Source organism: Persicitalea sp., assembly GCF_041751555.1.
Classification (GTDB): Bacteria; Bacteroidota; Bacteroidia; order Cytophagales; family Spirosomataceae; genus Persicitalea.
The window spans coordinates 1-4894 of the sequence record NZ_JBGSXF010000463.1 but is presented as its reverse complement, the minus strand read 5'-3'; the positions used below and the strand labels follow the sequence as shown (position 1 = coordinate 4894).

Genomic DNA, 4894 nt, shown 5'->3' with positions numbered 1-4894 from the left:
CGTACAGTCTGCATATCGGCAAGAGTCAATATTTGTTCCTCGGCCCAGCCCGTGGCACCGCCGTGCCCGGTGTAGTTCAGGATGAGTGTGCCTTCGTCGATGCGCTGCCGAATGGTGGCATTCAGGTCAGGCTTCTTGGCTCCTTCGGGTGAGCTGACGTGCGGGAAGGCGTCCACGAAAAGGCGCTTAGTCAAAAACTTATCTCCAATTTGCTTCGCCAGCAGGTCGGCATGTTGCTGGTGAATGTTGCCATCGCCGTCGTCGGCCACGAAGTTGATACGATTGCGCCATTTGCCCAGCGTTTGGGGCGACGAGGCGTAATGGATTAGCTTGTCCACGACCACGCGAGCCTCCCCCGGCGTCTTGACGGGCAGGCGACCAACACCAATGTCCAGCAAGTGGTCGCCCGCCGATGTCTCGGTCCATTCGCCCTCGTTTTCTTGCAAAAACCCAAAATAATCGTCGGAAGAATAGGTGAAGACCGGGTGCAACGACTCGCGACTTTCGTACACGGGCACCCGCTGCTGCTGCGTGGCTGACTGTGTGCCGCTACGGTTGCGGTAGTCGTAGGTCGCATCGCCGAAGAGCAGCAGGTATCTTAATCTATTAGGATTCTGTCGGTACAGGAATCGGGCAAAATCCCGAATGGCCGTCGGGTCGGCTTTGCCCGAAGCAAATTCGTTGAAAACCTGGTCGGTCGTTACTACGGCAACGGTCAGACCATCGTGCTTTTCGCGGAACTGCGCGAGCCGCGTTGCTTCGCTTTGCCAGGCTTTGGACGTGACGATGAGCAGCTCGGGAACGGCTAAGGCGTGCAGATTCTGGTTCGCGATTTTCTGCCCGGTAGTGGGTTCCAGAACTTGCAGCGGAGAGAATCCGGCATAGGCGCGAACGCTCCGACCATCGGCAGCTCCGAATTTCGCCGTGCCGTCAGTAGCGCGTTCCAGCAAGGCCCGTCGTGGCTGCTGTGGATCAGAAATATCCCACCATTGCCAGTCTTGCGGAATATCTTTTAAGATATAAGAAACGGCAGCCGTAGCGGAAGGTAGAAAGCGGTAGTCTTGTTGCGTTGGGTAAGCGCGAAGTTGCCGTTTGGTTTGCAACGCGGCGTAGTCGAGGTAAGCCTGGGCGTTGTTTTGACCATTTTTGTCAAAACTTAGAGAAACATTGAAAGTAGCGGGCGGCGCGTTACCCGCTGTAAAGAAGTAGTTCTTCTCGCTGCGCTGCGCTTTCAAATCATAGCGATAAGTACTCACTGCGCCCTGCGTTTGCTCGCCTATATCCTGCCCGTTGACCCGCCAGCGAAAGCGGGTCGTAACCTGAGCCGAGGCGATACCCGCCCCGCGCAAGATCGCCGCCGAACCCGGCAGCACGCCCGGTAAGTCGGCTTTCAGCAAAAGTTGGCCCGACAAGCCCAGGTACTCGCCCCACCACTCCCGGCCCGATTGTAGCAGATTGACGGATTCGTCCTCATGAAACCAGTAGTCATCGAACTGATCCACGGAAGTACCCGCTACACTCTGCGAAGCGATGTCAGCAATTCGTTTGCCCGGTGCGGCACCGACATTCAGGTAGTAGAAGCTGCTATCCGAGATGTAATTGATTTCGTGAAAGAAGGAATTTTGCAAAGAATCGTAACGCACTACACGCGGCCCTTCGGCGTAGAAGTAGATTGCATCTTTCTCGTCGAAACGCCCGTCTTCCTCGCCCGCTACCCAAATAGCGTTTTGCACTAAATCCGTCGGGCGCGGCGTACCATTCCGCTGCGGCAGCACACCACCGCCGTTGCCATAGATTTGCAGGTTTTTGGGATTAATTTTCGCCACATCGACTCCCATTTTACGCAACAATCCGGCATCCACGCGGTGCACGCCCGACTGCGTAACGGCTATCTTGTACCAGGTTCCTTCCGCTAGTACGGAAGGAACCTGGGCGTGGGAAAAATGAGCAAGCAAAGATAGCAGGCCAATGAACAAGAGAATTGTCCATCGTAAACGTCCGCAAGTACATAACTGTCCACTATCCATTGTCAATCGCCGGGCGATCCCGTGTTCACTACCACCAAAGCATGGGCGGGAATCGTGTAACGGCGCTTTGAAACCTTTTCAAAACAAAGTACGCGCGTGCGCCGCAAAGGGCCGCGCGTAAATTCCCTTTGCTGGAAAACGAAATTTACGCCCTCGCTTAGGTGCAGCAAAGTCTTTTTGTTGGAATTGGTCTCAGATACGACGCTGGAGTCTGTGCTGGCCGCATTGTATTTAGCCAAAGCCAACACCAACGCGGCATCGCTGCCCGTGGAGGCTTTGGGGTCAGCCGCGTAGTGCCGTAGCGGGATCAGTACTTCGTCGGGAAAACACGCCGGATTCAAAACTGGAAGGAGGAGGGTTGTAAAAGCTTCCTTCCATTCCCGGCCGTGTGGAGCCATTCTCTTTCGGGGGAAAGTAGCGTACACCACGTGATGAGCCACTTCGTGCAGATAGGTAATCAGGAAACTGTACGGGTTCAGGTCAGCGTTGAGCGTGATGCGTGGACGTTCGCGGGGCTTTTTGGTAAAATCACCCAGGCGGGTGCGGCGGGGGCGCACGATGCGCAGCTCAAACTGGTGTTGCTCCCACAGGGTGGCGCAATAAGGCTGGGAGGCTTTGGGCAGGTGCGGGGCTAAGACCGAAAGTTTGTTTTCCATCCCCAAAATAAAAAAAGATAGCCCTACTTTCATAGAGCTATCTTTTTGTGGCGTCAGACGCCCCGACTGTGTAATTGCTTACAAAGTGTCAGTCATCATGGTGTCGGCAGCCATGTCGTCCATCATCATCATGGTATCAGTGTCCATAGTCATGGTGGTAGAATCTTCCATAGCGGCGTCCTCAGAGGGCTTGCTGGTGCAAGAAGCGAATGCCATCATGCCAGCAACGAATGCGAATGCGAGTACTTTTTTCATTTTTTGTAGTGTTAATAAGGTTTTTGATGGGACAAATGTACCACGAAAAAATGGTCTACAAAATTATTTTGGTTGTATTTTTCCTAGAACTTAAAATTTCCTTAGAAAATGATGAATGGGCTTGTTTTTATACAATGCAGCGCGTCGAATAAACATTTTACTCAGACTACCTTGACAGATTTCTGGTTAAAAGCCTTTACGCATTGTGCTATTTCGGGAAGCAGCAACGGGTTCCGTTCAATACCATTGCCAATAACTACTACATCGGCACCCGCTTTCAGAGCTGCGTAGGCTTTTTCACCAGAGTCGATACCACCACCCACAATGAGTGGCGTATCGGTAGCCGTGCTGACCGCCGATATGATGGCCTCCGGCACGGCGTATTGCGCGCCGCTGCCCGCGTCGAGGTACATCAGTTTCAGGCCGAGCATTTCGCCAGCCATCGCGGTGCAGGCCGCTACGCTGGGCTTGTCATAGGGAATGGGGATGGTGCCGCTTATATAAGAAACGGTGGTCAACTTACCGCTCTCAACCAGCATATAGCCCGTCGGCAGAATTTCGAGCTTGCTCTGCCGCAGCAGCGGCGCCGCGATGACGTGCTGTCCGATGAGTAGTTCGGGATTACGACCGGAAATAAGCGAAAGCAGCAGAATGGCGTCCGCGCTAGGTTCAATGTGCAAGCTATTACCGGGAAAAAGTATAGCCGGAATGTCGGTATGGGCGTGGATGGCTGCAACCATTTGGTCAATGGCGTAGCGGGTGACAAGACTACCACCCACAAAGAAAAAGTCGACGCCGCAGGCCATCGCTTTTTCGAGCAATTCAGGGAAAGAGGCAAAATCGACCTTATCAGGATCCAGCAGCACAGCGAACGATTTCTTTTGTTCAACGCGCTTTTTCTGCAAGAGGGCCGCTATTTTGTTATTTTTCGGCTGCATCCGGTTGGGCTGGGTGGTGGAATTAGATTCTGACGGCATCTGAAAATTGTCCAAAAGTAGTGAATTGCACGCAAACGCACCCGTTCATAGACAACTGTGACACCTCGTCAATCTACGAACATCCCTAAAATGCCTGAGATGACAGCAACGATAAGAGCGAAAAGTGCCGCCGAAATAAAGCCACTTACCGAAAAACCATCCACTAACGCAGCGGCAAAATACACCATCAATATGTTGATGATAAAATAGAACAGACCCAACGTAAGGATCGTAATGGGAAGTGCCAGAATTTGCAGGATGGGTCGCACAAAGGCGTTGAGCAGACCCAATACGATAGCGGCGACCAATGCGGTAGTCACGTTGGTGATGACGACGCCGTCCAGTAAGTTGGCGGCGATGATAATGGCGATGGTACTAATGACCAGGCGGAGGAGAAGCTTCATTTTCAGATATGGGTTATTGGTTATTGGAGTTCCGCACAATGATGAAGCATCATTTGTGACGAGTACGAAGAACGTTGATTATTTCATCTAAGTCAATATTTTTATGCTCAAGCAAAACCAATAAGTGGAAGAGCAGGTCGGCAACTTCGCCTTTGAACAGGTCGTCGTTATCGTCTTTTGCCTCGATCACGACCTCTACGGCCTCTTCCCCTACCTTCTGCGCAATCTTGTTGACGCCTTCTTTGAATAAAGAAGTTGTGTAGGAGGTTTCGGACGGGTTTTGCTTGCGATCACGGATAATTTTCTTTTGCAGATAGTTAAGGAAGGTCGCTTGTCCGTCATTGACTTCGTCGAAACAGGTATCGGCCCCCGTGTGGCAAGTCGGCCCGGCGGGATTGGCCTTGATCAGGATCGTATCGCCGTCGCAATCGGTCAGGATTTCCTGGACGTGCAGAAAGTTATCGCTCGTTTCGCCCTTAGTCCATAGGCGCTGCTTGCTGCGACTGAAAAAGGTGACTCTGCCTTCGGTCTTGGTTTTTTCGAGGGCCTCGGCGTTCATATAGCCCAGCATCAGG

At 52.5% G+C, this 4894-nt stretch carries 6 protein-coding genes; all 6 read right to left on the bottom strand.

The window, feature by feature from the left end; genetic code table 11:
- Window positions 1–1955 (bottom strand): type IX secretion system sortase PorU (gene porU / locus ACEW8P_RS16345; RefSeq protein ID WP_373514147.1); only part of this gene is annotated, 1955 nt, incomplete at its 3' end.
- A gap of 74 nt (window positions 1956–2029) precedes the next feature.
- Complete coding sequence (locus ACEW8P_RS16340) at window positions 2030–2716, bottom strand: hypothetical protein (RefSeq protein WP_373514146.1); 687 nt, start codon at window positions 2714–2716, stop codon at window positions 2030–2032.
- Between the two features lie 45 nt (window positions 2717–2761).
- Window positions 2762–2938 carry a hypothetical protein gene (locus ACEW8P_RS16335; RefSeq protein ID WP_373514145.1) on the bottom strand — a complete coding sequence of 59 codons (177 nt, stop codon included), beginning with the start codon at window positions 2936–2938 and terminating at the stop codon, window positions 2762–2764.
- A gap of 161 nt (window positions 2939–3099) precedes the next feature.
- Window positions 3100–3876 carry a geranylgeranylglyceryl/heptaprenylglyceryl phosphate synthase gene (locus ACEW8P_RS16330; RefSeq protein ID WP_373514148.1) on the bottom strand — a complete coding sequence of 259 codons (777 nt, stop codon included), beginning with the start codon at window positions 3874–3876 and terminating at the stop codon, window positions 3100–3102.
- 107 nt (window positions 3877–3983) lie between these two features.
- A complete protein-coding gene (locus ACEW8P_RS16325; RefSeq protein ID WP_373514144.1) occupies window positions 3984–4319 on the bottom strand; it encodes a phage holin family protein in 336 nt (111 codons plus the stop codon).
- A 49-nt stretch (window positions 4320–4368) separates the two neighbouring features.
- A partial coding sequence (hisIE, locus tag ACEW8P_RS16320; protein WP_373514143.1) for a bifunctional phosphoribosyl-AMP cyclohydrolase/phosphoribosyl-ATP diphosphatase HisIE occupies window positions 4369–4894 on the bottom strand: 526 nt, incomplete at its 5' end.